This window comes from Kerstersia sp., assembly GCF_052103615.1.
Taxonomy (GTDB): domain Bacteria; phylum Pseudomonadota; class Gammaproteobacteria; order Burkholderiales; family Burkholderiaceae_B; genus Kerstersia.
On the sequence record NZ_JBQEKA010000006.1, the window covers coordinates 44,146 to 58,875 of the forward strand.

The window sequence follows — 14,730 nt, forward strand, 5'->3', positions numbered from 1 at the left end:
CTTGGAAAGCGCCCGGTAAACGGGACATGCCGTGGCAAACCCGGCCGTATTCCGACTGGGCGGAAACCAGGGCGGGAATGGCCTGAACCTGATGGCACTCTATCCAAGGGACTTCGACTTGAATAATGAATTTTTCGGCCCGCGCTATAAACATCAGGAATAGCTCGGCCTGCTGAGTCAGACGGTCACATCGTGCAGCATCATCAGCAAACGCTGCGTGGCAGGCGTCACGCTGCGGTCTTTCGCCAGGGTATAACCCACTTCGCCAAAAGGCATATCCACCCCGATGGGCAGGATGGTGATCAGGCCCAGGTTGACGAAGCGGCGCGCCACCTTGAATGGCATCAAGGCAACCATATCGGATTCCACCAGCAAACCCAGGTTGGTCATGATGGAAACCGACTCTACGATCTGCTTGGGCCTGGCCATGCCCAGCTTTTCAAAAAAAGCGTCGATGGAATGGAAGGCTTCCGAATCCGAAGTCGGCAAAATCCAGTCCAGCCCCTCCAGCTGCGCCGGTTTCACCCCGACGCTGGCCGCCAGCCAATGCTGCCGGCCCACGACGGCACAGAGTTTCTCGGTATAAAGCGGCACATGGCTGAACTCGCCGCCCCCTTCATGGGCGGGAATCAGCCCCACCACCACATCCAGCTCGCCGCGCAGCAATTCCGGGAACATCTTGTCATTGACCCCGACCTTGACCTGCACCACGACATTGGGCGCCACCTCACGCAAGCGCACGATGGCGGCCGGCAGCAACTGCGCCGAGGCCGCCAGCAGACAGCCCACCATCACCCTGCCCGACACGCCTTCATTCCAGGCATTGAGATCGTCCGCCAGCACCCGCAAGTCCGCCATCACGGACTGGACGTGGCTCTTGAGCATCAAACCGAAATTGGTGGGCGTCACGCCCCGGCTGGAGCGCACCAGCAAGGGCTGGCCGAAATGTTCTTCCAGTTCCTGGATGGCCTTGCTGATGGCGGGCTGCGTCATATGCAGCTCACGCGCCGCGGCCAGCAGCGAGCCGCAGGCGAGCACCTTCTCGAAAATGGCCAGCTGATTGAACTTGAGCCGGCGGGCCAACGTCAGTTTCGAGAATTTCATGGTGCGGTGCTCCTGTACGCCTGCATGCAGGCGTACACGATACTGCATCAGCCCCGTTGCCAGCCGGATGGCGCGGCTGTATTGGGGATCACCCCTAGGCGGGCGCGTCCCGCGCCGCTAGGCCTGGCCCGCCGCTGCCGCCTGGCGCGAACGGCCGCGCATGGCTTGCGCTGCCAGGCAGCACAGTATCGCCAAGGCGCCGCAAATAGCGATGGTGGCGGGCAAGGACAGCAAAGGCGTGCCCGCGAAACTGACCACATAGCCGACGACAGCAGACAACAGGTACTGCAGCATGCCCATCAATGCCGACGCCAGCCCTGCCTGCGGCCCGGATTGCGCCATGGTGAGCGCCGTCAGGTTGCCAAAGACCAGGCCCAGCGAACCTATCGCCAGCGCCAGCATGGCGGCATAAGCCCACAGCGGCAACGCCAGCACGCCCGCCGCCAGCCACAAGGCGGCCCCGGCCAGCGTATGCAGCGCCAGCCCGAGATACATGCCGCGCTGCTCCGTGGCCCCGCGCTTGAGCATGGCATTGGCTGCCGCGCCGAACAGCACCAGACACACGGCATTCGAGGCGAACAGATAGCTGAACTGCTGCGGATCCAGCGCGTAATGCTGCGTGAAGACAAAGGGCGCGCCGCTGATATAGGTAAACAATGCCCCCAGGACAAAACCGCCAGCCAGCACATAGGCCATGAACACCGGCGCTGCCAGTTGCCTGCCGTAGGCCGTGGCAATCGCCCGCGGCCGCAGTGGCGCGCGCGCCGTGACGGGCAGGCTTTCCGGCAGGCTGCGCCAGCCCCACAGCACCCCTATCATGCCCAGCGTGGCCAGGGCCCAGAAGATGTTGCGCCAGCTGCCATGCTGCAGCAGAAAGCCGCCCAGCACAGGCGCGAGAATCGGCGCCAGCATCATGACCTGCATCAGCACCGAGAAAATGCGCGCGGATTCATTGACGCTGCAACGGTCTGCCACAATGGCGCGCGGCGCCACCAGGCCCGCCGCCGCGCCCAGCGCCTGCAGGAAACGCGCGGCCATCAGCCATTCTATGGAAGGCGCCAAAGCCGCCACGATGGAGCCGAACACGAACAGCAGCACCCCTGCCAGCAAAGGCGCACGGCGCCCGAAACTATCGAGCAGCGGCCCGTACAGCCCCTGGCCGAATGCCAGGCCGATCAGGAAAATCGCCAGCGTCTGCTGCACTTCGCCATCGGAAATGCCCAGCTCGGCGCCAATGGCCGGCATCCCGGGCAAATACATGTCGATGGCCATGGCATCCAGGGCGGTCAACATGGCCAGCAGGACGACCAGCGCCATGCCAATGGTAGCGCCCGGTACGGGCGGTGAGGAACGTTGCATCATGGACTCCGACTACGCTTGCTCCGCCACGGCCTGCCGCAGCGTATGCTCGAAAATATGTTTCATGGCCTGCCAGCGGGCGGCGAACTTTTCACTGCCGGCATAGACCAGCCTGACATGCAGGCTATCGACAATCCCCAGGTAAGCCTGCCCGTAGAGCCTGACGCTGGCTGGCGCCAGCACCTGGCCTTCGGCCCAAGCCAGCAGCCGCTGTTTGAAACCTTCCAGCAACAGGCCCAGATAGCGCTCATAGCTGGCATCCATGCGCGCCTGCAGATGCCGGGGCGAAAGGTATGCCGCCTTCAGCAAAAAGCGCAGATGGGCAGACTGGCTGTAACGCCTGGCCATGCCGGCGCAATATCGCGCGCCAGGCAGCTCCTTGCCCCGCTCGGCGGCCAGGCAGCGCTGCGCATAATCACTTTCCAGCTGGATGGCATCATCAAAGATCGCCAGGTACAGCTCGTCCTTGCCGGAAAAGTGCGAATACAGCGACGCTTTGCGTATCGCCACTGCTTCGGCAATCTCATTGAGCGATGCAGCGTCATAGCCACGATCGGCAAAATGCTCGACAGCCGCCTGGCAGATCCGTTCTGCCGCGGGCGTCCGTTCAGGTATGGATTCAGGCATGCTTGCTCCCGTGCGCAGCGTTAGGCTGCGGCACGCATCCTACCTACCGATAGGTAGGCTGTCAATCCAAAAATGAAGCGGCAACAGCTGTGCCGCTGTCCGCTTGCCGCGCGGCGGGCCTGGTGTCAGGGCTTGTCGATCTCCACGGCTTCCGGGAAGTCCCGGCGGTACTGCGCCCACTCGTCTATGCTGCTGCCATCCGGGAAGTGACAGATTCCGACCTGCCCAGCCGGGGTCTCGGCAATGGAGACCGTTCCGCCTTTTTCCTCGCAATACTCGGATGCCGGATTGGGCAGGCTGGCGGCCTCATCCGCCTCCCCCTGAGACCCGCCAGACGCGCCGCAAGCGGCCAGCAACACGGCGCCCAGCGCCGCGAACGCCGCTGCGCACAAACCGGCACGCCGGCCGGCAAATGAAACTCCAGGCATGTTTCTCCCCAGGAAAACGCGACAGGCCAGCGCAACTGCCCCGGCACATGCGCATTATCGTAGAACTCACCCCGCCTTGCGCCACACCCGGCCCCGGCGCATGACCGCTGCATGAATTATTCGTGACACGCGCATGACAACACCGGGCCTGCCTGCGCCGCTCTCCCTTGCAGAGATTCCACAAAACCGTTTTATATCAAAAAGATAGCCTAATAACTCATGGCCGACGCGCATCCGCGGCTTATGTCTGATATCCGAAAAAACGATTTCCCTGGCTGCCGGGAATCTGATGAGATACGCGCCGTTATCCAATTCAGCATGGAACCGATATGGCCGCTTACCAAGCCCCCCGGAAAATTGAATGCGTGATTCTTGACTGGGCCGGCACGACTGTCGATTTCGGCTCGTTCGCGCCTACCCAGGTCTTCGTCGAAGCCTTTGCCGAATTCGGCGTCCCGCTCACACTGGCGCAAGCGCGCGGCCCCATGGGCCGGGGCAAATGGGACCACATCCGCGCCTTGTGCGACGACCCGGCCATTGCAGCGCGCTATGCCGAGCGCCATGGCCACGCGCCGGATGACAGCGACGTCACGCGCATCTATGAACGCTTCATGCCGCTGCAAATCGAAAAAATCGGCCAATACTCGGATCTCATTCCGGGCACGCTGCCCGTCATTGCCAGCCTGCGCGCGCAAGGCATTGCCATCGGGTCCTGCTCAGGCTATCCCGCTATCGTCATGGAGAAAGTCGCCGCCAACGCCCGGGCCAGCGGCTATCACGCCGACCATATCGTGGCGGCCGATGACGTCCCCCGCGGCCGGCCTTTCCCGTCCCAGGCTCTGGCAAATGCCATTGCGCTGGGCATCAGCGATGTTGCCGCCTGCGTCAAGGTGGACGATACCGCGCCTGGCATCGTCGAAGGCCGCGCCGCCGGCATGTGGAGCGTCGCGCTGCTGCTGTCCGGCAACGCGCTTGGCCTCACCCACGAACAATACCTGGCCCTGCCGGAAACCGAGCGCCAGGCCGCCCGCGCGCGCATCAGCGCCGAGCTGGCGCCAGCCGGGCCCCATTACATGATAGATACCATCGCCGAGCTGCCCGCCGTCATTACCGCTATCGAACAGCGTCTGGAGGCCGGTGACATGCCGCAATCCTGCGCCCCCCGCCCTCTGGGCGCCATGGGCTGAGCCCGGCAGGCAGACCCGCGCCGCCGCACTCAAGACACCGGCTGCGCCTGCCGCACTGCTGCCAGAAAGGCGCGGACAACGCTGCGCGGCTCATGTTCGCGCAGCGTCACCAGATATTCTGGCATCTGCCGCACGCCGTCACGGATCGCGATGGCGCGCAGCCGCGCATCCCCACCCAGCTCCGCCGCCGACACTATCCCTACGCCCACGCCAGCCGCCACCAGTTCACTGACCGCCTCTCGGCCTTCGACCTCGATGGCCTGTTCGATGCGCAGCCCGGCGCGCTGCATCTCTTCTTCCAGCACCTGGCGCGTCCGGGAACCCGGTTCGCGCAAAATCAGGGGCAAACCCGCCAGCTCCGCCAAGGTCAGTTGCCGGCGCTCGGCCCAAGGGTGCCCCGCGGCCGCAAAGGCCACCATCGGATGCTCGGCCAATTGCCAGCTCATCAGCCTGGCGTCATCGGGATGCCAGCCGACCACGGCCAGATCCGCCTGATAGTCAAACAGGCGCGCCAGCGACTGGCTCGAATTGCCTGTGGCCAGCCTGAGCCGGATACCCGGATGGGCCCGGGTAAAACATGCCAGCGCCGGCAGCAAATGCACGGCTGAATCCACACTCAGCGACAAACTGCCGCGCTGCAGGCCCCCATGGCTGCGCAACAGCTCATCGGCCTCAGCCTCGGCGGCAAACATGCGCTGTGTGATCGCCAGCAGTTCCTGCCCGGCTTCTGTCAGCCGCACCTGGCGGCGGTTGCGGTGGAACAAGGCCACTTCAAAATGCGCTTCCAGCTTGCGCACCTGATCCGAAATCGCTGGCTGGGACAGGCAGAGCTGTTCTGCGGCGCGGCTGAAGCCGCCGTGTACCGCCACGGCATGGAATGCTTTGAGCTGTGAGTAAGAGGCAGACATGAAAACCCTGCAAATGAAAAACCCGAGAAAAACCCAGGAAAAACCCGTGCACATCCTCAGGGCAAGAGCCATGACACGCACTCCGCCCGGATTCGGCCCTGCCCCCTGCCCCGCCCCTGATCCCGACCCCGGCCCGGCCCGCGCCAGGCCCAAGTCTGCCCCGTGCGCTGCGCGATTGTGCCTAGCATAGAGAAATGTCAATCTCTTACCCTGCCAAACAAGCCCGTGACAAGCGAACTGTAGTATAAATTTCAGGATAATCTGAATGCAGCCGCCATCCTGGCGCCGCACTCTGTATCGCAGCACGGCGGCACCGGCCGCGGGCACTGTTTTCCCCGTAACGAATCCGACCCCAGACGCAAGGCGCTCATGGCTGTTTCCTATTCCCGGCTGGCTGTCCTGGCTTGCCTCCTGCTGACTGGATGCGGCATACAGCAGGCCCCCTATATCGTCCTCTTTGAATCCTATTTCCCTTCCTGGATCGCGTGCGCCACGTTCGGCTGCATTACGGCTGTCATCTTGCGGTTCTTCCTGATCCGCATCGGCATCGACGAGCATCTGCCGTTACGCTTCCTGACCTATGTCGCCTTCGCGCTGGCCGTCATGTTTCTTTCTTCCCTGTTGATTTTCTCCCGCTGACATGCCGAACGCCAAACCTGCTCCCGCGACGCGGCGCTTGCCCGCGGTACTCGTCACCCTTGCTTTCCTGGTCCTGGCCGCCGTCACTGGCTGGGCCTACGTCAAGCGCCTGGCGGCCCAGCCCTTGTCCGAAGATGCGGTCATTACGGCGGAAATCGCCCGTATTGCGCCGTCCGTACCTGGCCGCGTGATCCAGCTCAACGTCAAGGAAAACGGCAAGGTGGAAAAGGGCGAACTGCTGTTCGCGCTGGACCCGGAAATCTACCGCCTGCAGGTCGAACAGGCGCGCGCCGCCCTTCAGGTTGCCGAGGCCGGCATGGATACGCGCAACCGCGCGACGTCTGCCGAAAAATCGAATGCCGTCATTGCCGCTGAACAAGTGCAGCGCGCCCGCATCAACCTGGCTCAGACCACGCAAACCCTCAAGCGCCTGCAATCGCTGCACCCGCAAGGCTATGTCACGACCCAGCAGGTCGAAGATGCCAGCACGCTCAAGCGCAATGCCGAAACCAGCCTGCGGGAAGCGCTGGCGCAGCAGTCCGCCGCTGATGTGCTGGTCGGCAACAACGATGCCGCCACGGCGCTGGTTGTGCAAAGCCGCGCCGCCCTGGCCATGGCCGAACGCCAGTTGCGCGACACCGAAGTCTATGCCCCCAATGACGGCTGGGTCGCCGGGCTGGGCATTGCCCATGGCGACTATCTGTTGCCGGCGCAGTCCGCGTTCTCGCTGATAGATTCGACGCACTGGTATGCATCGGCCACCTTTCTGGAAACCGAGCTGGATTCCATTCAACCCGGCGACTGCGCCACGGTCTATGTCGCCGCCGACCGCTCGCGCCCTTTGCGCGGCGTGGTGGAATCCATAGGCTGGGGCGTGATTTCCGACGACCTCATCAACCTGCCGCGCAACCTGCCTTATGTGCCCAAGGCGCTGAATTGGGTGCGCGTCGGCCAACGCTTCCCGGTACGCATCCTGCTGGATGCGCCGCCCGAAGACCTGATGCGCGTCGGCGCTTCCGCTTCCGTCATCGTCGATCATGGCAAACAGTGCTGAGATCGCCCGGCAGCGCTTCTGGCGGCAACTAAAGGAAGACCTGGCGCCGTTTCCCGGCCGCATGGCGCAAACCTGGCGCATGGCGCTGGTGTGCGCCCTGACCTGCATGATGTCCATGGTTTACGGTATTCCGGAAGCCGCCATCAGTTGCTATCTGGTGTTCTTCGTTATGAAGCCGGATGCGGCGGAGAGCCTGCTGCTGGCGCTATCCATGTGTTTCCTGACCGTGGGCGTCATCTTCCTGCTGTTCATGCTGACGCGCTGGACCATACAGGTGCCGCCGCTGCGCATCCTGGCCATTGCGCTGACGTCGCTGGTTTTCCTGTATCTGGCCTCGGCCAGCAAGCTCGGCGCGCTCGGCGGCATTATTGCGCTGATTCTCGCTTTCGGGCTGACGCTGCTCAGCGACGTGCCGTTCGCTGAACTGGCCACGCGCGGCATTCTGTTCGCCTGGCTCATGGGCGTCATGCCCATGCTGTGGATTGCTCTGGTGTCCTTCACCATTGGCCGCAAGCCCGTGCCGCTCCTGCGCCAGACCGCCGCCGAACGCCTGGAGATCATCGCCGACTGGCTGGAACAGGCCAACCCGGAAAACCGCGCCAGGCTGCGTGACCAGATCTGGGAAGGCCAGGAAGACCACATGAAGCGCTGGGGCATCACACGCCTGTTCGCCCTGGCCCGGCGCGATGAAGCCCGGCGTCTCGGCGTCGCCCTGCAAGACAGCTACCGCCTCGCCTTCCTGATGCTGGCGGCGGACCCGGATACGCACCCCCAGGCGCGCCAAGTTGTCGCCCAGCAAGCGCGGGCCGCGGCCCGCGCCCTGGCGGCAGGCCAGCCCGTTCCCGCCCCGGAAGCCGAACTGCCCGACGACGCCCCCGCGCCGCTGGCGCAAGGCTGGCAAGCCTTGCTGGCCATGGTTGGCACGCCCGACCATCCGCTCGCCACCGCCCCGGCGGAATCCTTTATGCGCGCAGATGCCCGCAGCAACCCGGAGCACCTGCGCTACGCCATCAAAACGACAGCAGCCGCCATTACTTGCTACTGCATCTATACCGCCCTGGACTGGCAAGGCATCCATACCGCAATGATTACCTGCTACGTCATTGCGCTGGGCTCCGTCGCGGAAACCACCCACAAGCTGATCCTGCGGATTACCGGCTGTCTGATTGGCGCCGCGCTGGGGGTCGCCTCCATCCTGTTCCTCATTCCGCACATGACGTCCATAGGCGCAGTCATGCTGCTGGTGTTTGCCGGCACTTTCATTGCCGCCTGGGTCGCCGTCGGCAGTGACCGGGTGTCTTATGCCGGCGTGCAGATCGCGCTGGCTTTTCTGCTGACCGTCTTGAGCGGCTACGGCCCCAGCACCGATATGAGCGCAGCGCTGGACCGTATCATCGGCGTCTTGCTCGGCAACTTCGTGGTGTATTTCATGTTCACCCAATTCTGGCCGGTCAGCGTCGCCCAGCGGGTCTGGGACAATACCAGCCGGGCGCTGGGCGGCCTGGCGCGCATGGCCTGCATGCCCCGCCCCGGCCAGCCTGTGGAACAAGAGCACAGCGCCCTGCTGGCCGAAGCCGCCAGCCTGGCCAGCAAAGTCGCCGATACGCGCTATTCGCTGGAACTGGCGGGCTATGAACCGAATTCACTGCGCCTGTCCAACACGGAAGTCCGCCGTCTCGCCAAAACCTCGCAAGCCATGCGCAATGCCTGCCTGGACATGCTGCTGCAACCCAGCGCCGACCCGGAACTGGGGCAGCGCCTGGAAGCCCTATCGCGACAGGCGGCCGTCATTGCCCTGCAACGGCCCGAATTACCGCTGCCTCCCCCTGGCACACCCGGCGAATCCCGCAGCCTGGACCGCAACGTGCAACGATTGGAGACCTTGATCAATGGCCGTTAATCACGCGCCCGCCTTCTGGCGCTGCCACTGGCGGCTGGCGCTGCTGGCCAGCAGCGCGCTGCTGGGCGCCTGCGCCAATACCACCGACCACGCGCCGCCCGACGCCGCGCAGATATGGCATATGCCCGCGCCCGACGCCTCATGGCGCGAACTGGCGATCCAGGGCCCAAGCGCCCAACAGCCAGCCGGCGGCAACGGCCAGGCCAGCCAGGCCAAAGAGACGCCGGACAACCCCTTGGCCAATCTGGTTGCGCCGGACCCGGCGCAAACCTATGACCTGCCGGACTTGATCGACCTGGCGCAGCGCAATAACCCGGCCACGCGGCTGGCATGGAACCAGGCCCGCCAGGCAGCCAACACAATAGGCATGGCCGATGCCACCTTCCTGCCCATGATTACCGCCTATGTCGTGGGCGGCTATCAATCGACGCGCCAGCGCCTGCCGGAAATTCTCAACCAGACCTACCACCTCGACACCAGCGTGCATGGTGTGGTCCCGCTGGTTGCGCTGGAATGGCTGCTGTTCGATTTCGGCGAGCGCGCCTCCGCGCGCGATGCGGCGCGCAATCTGGCAACGGGCAGCAACTTCCTGTTCAACAGCGTGCACCAGGCCGTCATCTTCGAAGTCATGACGGCTTACTACCAATACGGTACGGCACGCGAACGCCAGGCCATCGCCCAGCAGTCCCTGGAAAACAGCCTGGCCGTGGAACAAGCCGTCCAGGCCAAACGCAAAGCCGGGCTTGCCACCTCTGTCGAAGAAGCCCAGGCCCGCCAGCAGGTCGCGCAATCGCGCCTGTCGGTTGTCAGCACCGCTGGCGCCGTCCGCAACGCCAGGCAAGCCATGATGAGCGTTCTCAACCTGGAACCGGACACGCCGCTGCAAATCAGCAGCAGCGCCCGCCTGCCGCTGCCTGCGGCACAGGATTTGCCTGATGGCGCGGTCCTGCGCCGCGCGCTGGCCAACCGGCCGGACATCATGGCCAGTATCGCCTCGCTCAAGGCCGCCGAAAATGCGGTGGACGGCGCGCGCGCGGCCTTTCTGCCCAAAGTGTTCATGGCGGCCGCCTACGCCAACGGCAGCGGCGACCTGGATGTCGGCAAGCTGCCCTCGCTGAATCAGCAAGGCCCGACCCGGGGTATTCTGCTGGGCGTCTCCATCCCGCTGTATGACGGCGGCTTACGCAGCTCACGCCTGCGCCAGGCCGAAGATGGCGTGCAAGTCGCCCGGGCGGCGCTGGAGAAACTGCGCAATACCGCCATGCGCGAAATCGCGCTGGCAGCCACGGCGCTGGACACCGCCTTGCAGTCCCATGAAGCAGCAACTACCCTGGTGGAAACAGCGGGCGTGACCTACAACGCTACGCTGGAAGCCTATAAGTTCGGGCTGGGCACCGTCACCGCCGCCACGGAAGCCGCCAATGGCTTGCTCGTGGCGCGTAGCGCCCAAGCCGATGCCCAGGCGGCGGCGCAAATCGCCGCAGCCTCACTGGCCTTCGCGCTGGGGCAACTGAATAACGCGGAAATCCGGCTGACGCCGGCCCATTGAGGAACCTGCCACATGAGCGAAATTCGCGATTTTTTCCAATTGGTCAGTCTGGGCCTGGTGCTGCTGCTGCCAATCGCCAACCCGCTGACATCCATGTCGCTGCTGCTGGCGCTGGGTAAGCGCCTGTCCTACCAGGACCGCATGCGCGAAATCCGGCGCGCGACCATTTATGTCATCGCCATTCTCTGCGTCGCCTATTACGCCGGGTCATGGATCATGCATTCCTTCGGCATTTCCGTGCCGGGCATGCGCATCGCCGGCGGCCTCATCATTACCTTCCTGGGCTTCACCATGCTGTTCCCGTCCAGTTCGGTCACCGACATCCCGGAAGCGGACAAAACCCGCGAAGCCCAGCGCCAGACCACACAGCCCAGCATTGCCTTCGTGCCGCTGGCCATGCCCGGCACCGCCGGGCCGGGCGCCATCGCCGTCGTCATCAGCCTGGCGGCCCGCATCCATGGCAGCACCGATTACCCGGCCTGGGCAATTCATACTGCGCCAATCGCCGTGGCGGTCCTGATTGGCCTGTTGTTCTGGCTCTGCCTGCGTTTTTCCAGCAAGCTCTTCACCCTGATCGGCGGCAGTGGCGTCGATGCCATTTCCCGCATCATGGGCTTCCTGATGGTCTGCATGGGCGTGCAATTCGTCATCGACGGCGTGCTAGCCGTCATTGCTGAACAGACCGTGGCCTGAGCCGCCAGACGCCCCCGCCTGAAAAGGGGCCCGGCCAACCCAGGCCCGGGCCCCTGGCATTCAAATCCCGATCAGCAGCACGATCACCATGCCCCATAAGGTCAGCAAGGTATTGCTGACGGCATATGGCACGGTATAGCCCAGCATGGGCACATTGCTCTTGGCCACCTCTGCCACCATGGCAACCGACGCGGTACTGGTACGCGCCCCGCCGCAGCAGCCCAGATTGATGGCCGGATCAAAGCGGAAGATGTACTTGCCGATCAAGGGCGCCAGAATCATGGGCACGCCCGTGGCAAACAGCCCCCACAGGAACATTTCCACCCCTATCTGCTGCAGGCCGGCGATAAACGTGGGGCCGGCGGAAATGCCCACCACCGCGATGAACACATTCAGGCCCACCGAGTTCATGAACCAGACCGTCGCGCTGGGCACACTCCCCAGCTTGGGGGTGAAGCTGCGCAGCCAGCCGAAAATCAGGCCGGAAATCAAGGCGCCCCCTGAAGTTGATAAGGTGATGGGCACGCCACCGACTGGTATCACAATCGCGCCGATCAGGCCGCCCAACACAATACCGGAACCTAGCAGCACCATGTCCGTAACACTGGTGGGACGGTCGGCATAGCCTACCGCCACGGCCACCGTCTGCACATGCTTCTTGCCGCCGCTGATCGTCACGATATCGCCGCGCTGCAACTGGGTCTGCGCCTGCACGGGGATATCCACCCCCATGGAACCGCGGCGAATGCGGTGCACGAACACCCCCCGGGCAAAACGCTCCCGGGACAGCTCAATCAAGGTGCGGCCGTCCACGCTCTTTTGCGTCACGATGACATCGACCCGCTCCATGGGAATATTGAGCAAGTCCTTGTCCGCCACTTCTTCAGCCAGATTGGACCAGGCAATCAGCGCCTCGTGCGGCCCGGACACCACCAGCACATCCCCGACGGCCAGCAAGGTATCGTCATCAAACTCTATCGTTTTGCCGTCACGCTGCAGGCGTTCCAGCACCAGGCGCTCCGCCGAGCCGAACTCGCCCTGGGCCTCGCCCACCGTCCGGCCAGCGATGACGCCTGCCTGATGCAAGCGGAAGGCACGCATGGCGAACTGATGCCAGGCGGACTCTATCCCTTCCTCCGGCTCGCCTACGGACATTTCCTTTTCATAGCGCTGGCACTCCGCCGCAATATTGATGCCCAGCAGTTTGGGGCCCAGAAACGCGACAATCCAGCCAGTCCCCACCGTCCCGAACAGATAGGTCACGGCATAGGCGACGGGAATCTGGTCCAGCTCGGCCTGGATCACGGCGGCGGACTCGCCCATGCGATTCAAGGCGTCGGTCGCCAGCCCGATGGACGCGGAAATCGTCTGCGAACCTGCCAGCAGGCCGGTGGCCAGCCCTGGCCCATACCCCGCCAGCACCGAGGCCACATAGACCGACAGCAGGCACAGGCAGGAAATCACGACAGCAAAAATGGCTTGCGGCAAGCCGTCACTGGCCACGCCGCGCACGAATTGCGGCCCGACGCCAAAGCCGACCGCAAACAGAAACATGATGAAGAAGATGGATTTGATCTGGGGCGAGATATCTATGCCCAGTTGTCCGATCACGACACCGGCCAGCAAGGTGCCAGTCACCGCCCCCAGGCTGAAACCGCCCATTTTCCAGGAGCCTATCCAGAAGCCCAGGGCCAGCGCCAGAAAGATCGCCAGCTCGGGATAGGACCGTAAGGTCTCTGCAATCCATGTCCATACCATCATGTTCAAGCTTCCTTTTGCCATGCAGAAATGGAAAACCCTGGCCCACGGGAATGGGCCAGGGAATGCTCACAGATAAACGGACAACGGATTAGTGGTGGAAGCCGCCGGAATCGTCCTGTTCACCCGGCACCGACACCGGATGCGTGGCGAAGTAGTCCAGGCAGCGGCGGAAATCTTCCAGCAGCAGCGAGGCCAGGTCGCGGCTCACACCGTGACGTACCAGGATGCGCTGCACCACGAGGTCTTCACGGTTGGCAGGCATGGAATAAGCCGGCACCTGCCAGCCGCGCGAGCGCAGGCGATCCGCCAGATCGTAAAGGTTGTAGCCCAGGTTCTTCTGGCCTTCCTTCAGCTTCCAGCACAGCGCGGGAATCCCCTTCTTGGGATTGCCGTCGAAAATGATTTCGAACGGGCCCATCTTGCCGATTTCCGCAGCCAGGTACTGCGCCGTGTCGTAGCACGCGCTCTGCACCTTGGTATAACCTTCACGGCCCAGGCGCAGGAAGTTGTAGTACTGCGCCACGATCTGGCCGCCAGGGCGCGAGAAGTTCAACGCAAAGGTCGGCATGTTGCCGCCCAGGTAGTTCACGTTGAAGATCAGTTCCTCAGGCAGGTGCGCGGCATCGCGCCACACGACCCAGCCCACCCCCAGCGGCGCCAGGCCGAATTTGTGGCCGGACGTATTGATGGAGACCACGCGCGGCAGGCGGAAGTCCCATTCCAGGTCCGGCGCGCAGAACGGCGCCAGGAAGCCGCCGCTGGCGCCATCAACGTGAATGGGGATATCCAGCCCGGTATCCTTCTGCAGCTTGTCGAGCGCATCGTGCACGGCCTTGACCGGCTCGTAATCGCAAGTAAAGGTCACGCCCAGCGTGGGCACCACGCCGATGGTATTTTCATCGACACGCTTGAGCACTTCTTCCGGCGTCATGATGAGGCGGCCGTTTTCCATCGGGATCTCACGCAGCTCCACATCGAAATAGCGCGCGAATTTATGCCAGCAAATCTGCACCGGGCCGCAGATCAGGTTCGGTTTGTCAGCCGACTTACCAGCCGCCAGGCGCTTTTTGCGCCACGCCCATTTGAGCGCCAGGCCGCCCAGCATCGCGGCTTCGGACGAACCCGTCGTCGAGCAGCCCATGGTATTGGCCGCATCGGGGGAATGCCACAGATCGGCGATCATGTGCACGCAGCGCGCTTCGATCTCAGCCGTCTGCGGGTACTCATCCTTGTCGATCATGTTCTTGTCGATCGACTCATCCATCAGTTTATGGATTTCCTCATCGACCCAGGTCTGGCAAAACGTCGCCAGGTTCTGGCGCGAGTTGCCGTCCATCATCAACTCGTCATGCACGACCTGGTAAGCATGCCGGGGAGCGTGTTCCTTGGCGGGAAATTTGTACTTCGGCATGGAAACCGACAGGTCTGTGGCGGCATAAACGTCATCCAGCAGCGTTTCACGCACCGTATTTTTTTCATGCAAAGGCATAGCAACCTCTCAGCAAAATGGATTAAAGATAC

Annotated in this window: 13 protein-coding genes; 6 read left to right on the top strand and 7 right to left on the bottom strand. The window is 63.4% G+C overall.

Annotation, left to right across the window (positions count from 1 at the left end; genetic code table 11):
• Positions 1-177: 177 nt before the first annotated feature.
• From ACTJGZ_RS03135 to ACTJGZ_RS03150, 4 genes are all read right to left on the bottom strand, one after another.
• Positions 178-1,104, bottom strand: coding sequence for a LysR substrate-binding domain-containing protein (locus ACTJGZ_RS03135; protein WP_441661489.1), 927 nt, complete (start codon positions 1,102-1,104; stop codon positions 178-180).
• Between the two features lie 117 nt (positions 1,105-1,221).
• Positions 1,222-2,466, bottom strand: a complete 1,245-nt coding sequence (locus tag ACTJGZ_RS03140; RefSeq protein WP_441661490.1) for a multidrug effflux MFS transporter — start codon at positions 2,464-2,466, stop codon at positions 1,222-1,224.
• Between the two features lie 9 nt (positions 2,467-2,475).
• Complete coding sequence (locus ACTJGZ_RS03145) at positions 2,476-3,090, bottom strand: TetR/AcrR family transcriptional regulator (RefSeq protein ID WP_441661491.1); 615 nt, start codon at positions 3,088-3,090, stop codon at positions 2,476-2,478.
• Positions 3,091-3,215: 125 nt separating this feature from the next.
• Positions 3,216-3,518, bottom strand: a complete 303-nt coding sequence (locus tag ACTJGZ_RS03150) for a putative hemolysin (RefSeq protein WP_441661492.1) — start codon at positions 3,516-3,518, stop codon at positions 3,216-3,218.
• Between the two features lie 329 nt (positions 3,519-3,847).
• On the opposite strand from ACTJGZ_RS03150, the gene phnX reads away from it, so the two are divergent.
• Complete coding sequence (gene phnX / locus ACTJGZ_RS03155; RefSeq protein ID WP_441661493.1) at positions 3,848-4,705, top strand: phosphonoacetaldehyde hydrolase; 858 nt, start codon at positions 3,848-3,850, stop codon at positions 4,703-4,705.
• 29 nt (positions 4,706-4,734) lie between these two features.
• Here phnX and ACTJGZ_RS03160 read toward each other — a convergent pair whose 3' ends face one another.
• The gene (locus ACTJGZ_RS03160; RefSeq protein WP_441661494.1) at positions 4,735-5,613 is read right to left on the bottom strand and encodes a LysR substrate-binding domain-containing protein; all 879 of its coding nucleotides are present in this window, start codon (positions 5,611-5,613) and stop codon (positions 4,735-4,737) included.
• A gap of 369 nt (positions 5,614-5,982) precedes the next feature.
• On the opposite strand from ACTJGZ_RS03160, the gene ACTJGZ_RS03165 reads away from it, so the two are divergent.
• From ACTJGZ_RS03165 to ACTJGZ_RS03185, 5 genes are read left to right on the top strand one after another with little or no spacing between them, the layout of a single operon-like run.
• On the top strand, positions 5,983-6,252 hold the full coding sequence (locus ACTJGZ_RS03165) for a YtcA family lipoprotein (RefSeq protein ID WP_441661495.1): 270 nt from the start codon (positions 5,983-5,985) through the stop codon (positions 6,250-6,252).
• A 1-nt stretch (position 6,253) separates the two neighbouring features.
• Positions 6,254-7,306, top strand: coding sequence for a multidrug transporter subunit MdtN (mdtN, locus tag ACTJGZ_RS03170; RefSeq protein ID WP_441661496.1), 1,053 nt, complete (start codon positions 6,254-6,256; stop codon positions 7,304-7,306).
• Positions 7,290-9,206: an FUSC family protein gene (locus ACTJGZ_RS03175; RefSeq protein ID WP_441661497.1), complete on the top strand. Its 1,917-nt coding sequence runs from the start codon at positions 7,290-7,292 to the stop codon at positions 9,204-9,206. The genes mdtN and ACTJGZ_RS03175 overlap by 17 nt, the downstream gene beginning before the upstream one ends.
• On the top strand, positions 9,196-10,755 hold the full coding sequence (locus ACTJGZ_RS03180; protein WP_441661498.1) for a TolC family protein: 1,560 nt from the start codon (positions 9,196-9,198) through the stop codon (positions 10,753-10,755). The genes ACTJGZ_RS03175 and ACTJGZ_RS03180 overlap by 11 nt, the downstream gene beginning before the upstream one ends.
• A 12-nt stretch (positions 10,756-10,767) precedes the next feature.
• On the top strand, positions 10,768-11,448 hold the full coding sequence (locus tag ACTJGZ_RS03185; protein WP_441661499.1) for a MarC family NAAT transporter: 681 nt from the start codon (positions 10,768-10,770) through the stop codon (positions 11,446-11,448).
• 60 nt (positions 11,449-11,508) lie between these two features.
• On the opposite strand, the gene aspT is transcribed toward ACTJGZ_RS03185, so the two are convergent.
• Both aspT and ACTJGZ_RS03195 read right to left on the bottom strand, forming a co-directional pair.
• Complete coding sequence (gene aspT / locus ACTJGZ_RS03190; RefSeq protein ID WP_441661500.1) at positions 11,509-13,209, bottom strand: aspartate-alanine antiporter; 1,701 nt, start codon at positions 13,207-13,209, stop codon at positions 11,509-11,511.
• Between the two features lie 88 nt (positions 13,210-13,297).
• Positions 13,298-14,698, bottom strand: a complete 1,401-nt coding sequence (locus ACTJGZ_RS03195) for a glutamate decarboxylase (RefSeq protein ID WP_441661501.1) — start codon at positions 14,696-14,698, stop codon at positions 13,298-13,300.
• Positions 14,699-14,730: the final 32 nt, after the last annotated feature.

Coding starts and splice junctions, on each gene's coding strand:
- ACTJGZ_RS03140 (WP_441661490.1), bottom strand. CDS start 2,466: ATGATGCAACGTTCCTCACCGCCCGTACCGGGCGCTACCATTGGCATG.
- ACTJGZ_RS03175 (WP_441661497.1), top strand. CDS start 7,290: ATGGCAAACAGTGCTGAGATCGCCCGGCAGCGCTTCTGGCGGCAACTA.
- ACTJGZ_RS03145 (WP_441661491.1), bottom strand. CDS start 3,090: ATGCCTGAATCCATACCTGAACGGACGCCCGCGGCAGAACGGATCTGC.
- ACTJGZ_RS03180 (WP_441661498.1), top strand. CDS start 9,196: ATGGCCGTTAATCACGCGCCCGCCTTCTGGCGCTGCCACTGGCGGCTG.
- ACTJGZ_RS03185 (WP_441661499.1), top strand. CDS start 10,768: ATGAGCGAAATTCGCGATTTTTTCCAATTGGTCAGTCTGGGCCTGGTG.
- ACTJGZ_RS03150 (WP_441661492.1), bottom strand. CDS start 3,518: ATGCCTGGAGTTTCATTTGCCGGCCGGCGTGCCGGTTTGTGCGCAGCG.
- mdtN (WP_441661496.1), top strand. CDS start 6,254: ATGCCGAACGCCAAACCTGCTCCCGCGACGCGGCGCTTGCCCGCGGTA.
- ACTJGZ_RS03195 (WP_441661501.1), bottom strand. CDS start 14,698: ATGCCTTTGCATGAAAAAAATACGGTGCGTGAAACGCTGCTGGATGAC.
- ACTJGZ_RS03135 (WP_441661489.1), bottom strand. CDS start 1,104: ATGAAATTCTCGAAACTGACGTTGGCCCGCCGGCTCAAGTTCAATCAG.
- phnX (WP_441661493.1), top strand. CDS start 3,848: ATGGCCGCTTACCAAGCCCCCCGGAAAATTGAATGCGTGATTCTTGAC.
- ACTJGZ_RS03160 (WP_441661494.1), bottom strand. CDS start 5,613: ATGTCTGCCTCTTACTCACAGCTCAAAGCATTCCATGCCGTGGCGGTA.
- ACTJGZ_RS03165 (WP_441661495.1), top strand. CDS start 5,983: ATGGCTGTTTCCTATTCCCGGCTGGCTGTCCTGGCTTGCCTCCTGCTG.
- aspT (WP_441661500.1), bottom strand. CDS start 13,209: ATGATGGTATGGACATGGATTGCAGAGACCTTACGGTCCTATCCCGAG.